Here is a 3658-nt window from a genome sequence, read left to right as displayed (position 1 = left end):
GCCCGCCCGCTGGCGGACACGCCGACCACCGAGTCGAGCGGCCCCACCTCAAGGTCCTTCAGCGCGGCGGCGCCCGCCTCACTGTCGTCCTCCGCCCCCTCCACGGACCGGGTGAGCGCTTCCGGCCCGCCGGCGATGATGCCCTGCACCAGCGACGGATCGGTGCCGAACGTGGGCGGGCACTCGCTGGCGTCGAGCACGGCCAGCCGCCCCGACGTGCCGGCGCCGACGTACAGCAGCCGGCCGCCCTCGGCCATCCTGGCGGAGATGCCGTCGATGGCCGCCGAGATCGCCGGGATGGCCACCGCGACGGCGGCGGGCACGGCGGCGTCGGCCTGGTTCATGAGCCGGGCGATCTGCTCGGTCGGCAGCCGGTCGATCTGGCTGTAGCGGGGATCGCTCTGCTCGGTGGACAGCTCGGGTAGCGGATCAGTCATGACGCTAATTTCCACCTTCTCCTTCACGCTTGTAAATATCTTTCAGATAATGGCTTGCATGGCACATGTACGAACCGGAGCCGAACGGCTGGCCGCGGACCCCGCGCTCGCGGGCGGAACCCGCCTCGGCCTGATCACGAACCCCACCGGAGTCCTGCCCGATCTCACCCCGACCCCGGACGCGCTGCTGGCCGCGGGCCTGAAGCTGACGGCCCTGTTCGGCCCCGAGCACGGCATGCGCGGCACCGCGCAGGCGGCGGGCAGCGAGGCCGACGCCGTGGACGAGAAGACCGGGCTGCCGGTGTTCGACACGCACAAGCTCGAGGGCGAGGCGCTGGACCGGGTGGTCGCGGGGTCTGGCGTGGACACGTTGGTCTTCGACATCGCCGACGTGGGTGCCCGGTTCTACACCTACGTCTGGACGATGTACGACCTGCTGGCCTCGGCCGCGCGGCTCGGGCTGCGGTTCGTGGTGCTGGACCGCCCCAACCCCCTCGGCGGGACCGTCCAGGAGGGCCCGCTGCTCGACCCGGCGTTCGCCAGCTTCGTGGGCCGCTTCCCGCTCCCGGTCCGGCACGGCAGGACGGCGGGGGAGCTGGCCACGCTGTTCGGGTTCGACGTGGACCTGCGCGTGGTCGAAATGGAGGGCTGGCGGCGCGACATGACGTTCGCCGAGACGGGACTGCCCTGGGTGATGCCGTCGGTCAACATGCCGACCGTGGAGACCGCGCTGGTCTATCCGGGCACCGGGCTGTTCGAGGGCACGAACTTCTCCGAGGGGCGCGGCACGACCAGGCCCTTCGAGCTGATCGGGGCCCCGTACGCGGATGCCAGGTTCGCCCCCGCGCTGGCCGAGCTGGAACTGCCGGGTGTGCGGTTCAGGGAGACGTGGTTCACGCCCACGTTCCACAAGCATGCCGGCGTCCCCGTGCGCGGCGTCCAGCTCCACGTGCACGACCGCGAGGCGTTCAGGCCCGTCCTGACGGGCCTGTCCATGCTGTACGTGGCCCGCACCCTCTACCCGGACGACCTGCGCTGGTGGGGCCCCGACCTGTTCATGGACCACCTGTGGGGCTCCGACACGCTCACCCGCTGCCTGGACGCGGGCGAGGACCCCCGGGACCTCTGCCCGCCACCAGGAAGACCAGAAGGACGACTGCTCTATACGTGACATCACGCCAGATCGCGCCGGTAGAGCCAGAAGACGCGTTCCGCTCGCGCGCCGACGGCGTGCGAGTAGAACCGCAACGGCCCTACCCACCCGATCTGGGCGCTGGCCTGCCCGGCGGCCCGCTGGTCCGCCAGGCACCTGCGCAGCAGTACGCGTCCCACGCCCAGCCCGCGGGCGTCCGGAGAGGTCCCCATCGGCCCGAACCAGCCCGGCCGGGCGCCCCAGGCGGCGAAGCCCAGGACGCGCCCGTCGCGCTCGGCGTAGTGCAGCCCGGCCGCGTGCGTGGCCTCCCAGGCCCACAGATCGTTCCAGTGCTCCCGGACGAACGCGGCGACCCCCTCACGGTTCTCATCGGCCGCGTGCACGCGTACCCCGGTCGCCTCCAGCCGCCGCAGGTCGTCCTCGACGGACAGGTCGGCGCCCAGGTCGGCCGTCATGTTCCAGGCGACGTGATAGCGCTCGTAGCCGAGGCTCTCGGCCAGGCAGGCGGCGGCGGTATAGCGTACGTCGATGCCCGGCCAGGCGTAGCACGGCGGGTTGCCGGTGAAGTGCGCCTGCCGCGCCCCCTGGCCCCGCAGCCACTCCTCGGCCGCCTGCACCAACGCCCGCCCGCGCCCCTGCCCCCGCATGGAGGGGTGCACGGCCAGCAGGTCGATGTGCCCGTTGCCCGGATCCGTGGCCGACAGGGAGACCATCACCACGCCGCCGTCGGTGGCCAGCGCCGTCCAGCGCCGCTCCGCGGGCGGCCGCGACAGGGAGCCCACCAGGTCGGCGGCCTCCGCGGCGTCCAGCGTCAGCGCGGCGGTGGCGATCCGTGTCGCCTCGGCGAGGTCGGTGGCCGACACGGCGGCCCGCACAGCGTGGGACATCACACCTCGCTCATCGGGCGGGCGATCACGCTGCGGCGCTCGGGGTAGAAGCACGCGTGCTCCTGCGGCACACCCTCGGTCAGCTGCAGCAGCGGCCGCTCGGTCGTGCACCGCTCGCCCCTGAACGGGCAGCGGCGGGCGAACAGGCAGCCCTCGTCCGACTGGCTCTCGTTCAGCGACTCCAGCGGCGTCACCGGCTGCTCGCCGGGCTGCTCCAGGCCGTGCAGCACCGGGATCGCGGACAGCAGCGACTGCGTGTACGGGTGCACGGGGTCGGCGATGACCGTGTCCACCGGGCCGCGCTCGACGACCTGGCCGCGGTAGATGACGTACAGCTCGCCGTCGTCGCCGATGTAGCGCGCCGTGGCCACGTCGTGCGTGATGAACAGCACGCTCACGCCGAGCCGCTCGCGCAGGTCCTTCAGCAGCGCCAGGATGCCCAGCCGCAGCGACACGTCGATCATCGAGACCGCCTCGTCCGCGACGAGCATCTCCGGGTCGACGGTCAGCGCGCGGGCGATGACCACGCGCTGCCGCATGCCGCCGGACAGTTGGTGCGGGTAGCGCGACAGCACCGTGCCCGGGTCGAGGCCGACCAGCGACAGCACCTCGGCCGCCCGTTCGTCGATCCACGACCGCGACCGCCCGGTCTGCTTGGCCCGCAGGCTCAGCGGGGCGTACAGCGTCTGGTGGATGGTCCTGGTCGGGTTCAGGGCCGAGTACGGGTCCTGGTGGATCATCTGGATCTTGCGGAAGTGCGGCTGGCGCTCCTTGGGCTTGAGCGGCGACATGGAGACGTCGTCGATCAGGATCTCGCCCTCGTCGTACGTCTCCAGCCCCGCGATGATCCGGCCCAGCGTGGTCTTGCCGCATCCGGACTCGCCGATGAACGAGGCCGCACCGCCCTTCGGGATCAAGAAGTCGACCCCGCGCAGCGCGCGCACCTCACGGGCGCCCAGCATCTTGCCGCGCTGTTTGAACGTCTTGACGACGCCGTTCCCAGTGATCATGCGGGCTCCTTCACGTTCACGGTCACGGCGTGGCAGGCCACGACCCTGGACCCGTCCGCCCCTTGATGGACACGGGGGTCGGGATCGACGGTGTCGCACACGTCCATGCGCAGCGGGCAGCGCTCCCTGAACACGCAGCCCTCCTTCGGCACGGTCGCCAGGGTCGGCGGC

At 72.0% G+C, this 3658-nt stretch carries 4 protein-coding genes; 1 reads left to right on the top strand and 3 read right to left on the bottom strand.

What is annotated here, in order from left to right; all coding sequences use genetic code 11:
- A partial coding sequence (locus AB0J09_RS59230; protein WP_360712264.1) for an N-acetylmuramic acid 6-phosphate etherase occupies window positions 1–437 on the bottom strand: 437 nt, incomplete at its 3' end.
- Between the two features lie 58 nt (window positions 438–495).
- Between AB0J09_RS59230 and AB0J09_RS59225 the strand changes: the two genes are divergently transcribed.
- Entirely contained in the window at window positions 496–1608 is a 1113-nt protein-coding gene (locus tag AB0J09_RS59225) for a DUF1343 domain-containing protein (protein WP_360712261.1), read from the top strand.
- Window positions 1609–1610: 2 nt separating this feature from the next.
- Here the strand turns inward: AB0J09_RS59225 and AB0J09_RS59220 are convergent, their stop codons facing one another.
- The gene (locus AB0J09_RS59220; protein WP_360712259.1) at window positions 1611–2477 is read right to left on the bottom strand and encodes a GNAT family N-acetyltransferase; all 867 of its coding nucleotides are present in this window, start codon (window positions 2475–2477) and stop codon (window positions 1611–1613) included.
- On the bottom strand, window positions 2477–3487 hold the full coding sequence (locus AB0J09_RS59215; RefSeq protein WP_360712256.1) for an ABC transporter ATP-binding protein: 1011 nt from the start codon (window positions 3485–3487) through the stop codon (window positions 2477–2479). The genes AB0J09_RS59220 and AB0J09_RS59215 overlap by 1 nt, the downstream gene beginning before the upstream one ends.
- Between the last annotated feature and the right edge of the window lie 171 nt (window positions 3488–3658).

It is taken from the genome of Nonomuraea sp. NPDC049784, assembly GCF_040659615.1.
Lineage (GTDB): Bacteria > Actinomycetota > Actinomycetes > Streptosporangiales > Streptosporangiaceae > Nonomuraea.
This window is presented reverse-complemented; position numbering and strand designations above follow the sequence as displayed.

Bases quoted from the DNA above. Each gene is read 5' to 3' on its own strand.
- AB0J09_RS59220 (WP_360712259.1), bottom strand. From the start codon at position 2,477: ATGTCCCACGCTGTGCGGGCCGCCGTGTCGGCCACCGACCTCGCCGAG.
- AB0J09_RS59215 (WP_360712256.1), bottom strand. From the start codon at position 3,487: ATGATCACTGGGAACGGCGTCGTCAAGACGTTCAAACAGCGCGGCAAG.
- AB0J09_RS59225 (WP_360712261.1), top strand. From the start codon at position 496: ATGGCACATGTACGAACCGGAGCCGAACGGCTGGCCGCGGACCCCGCG.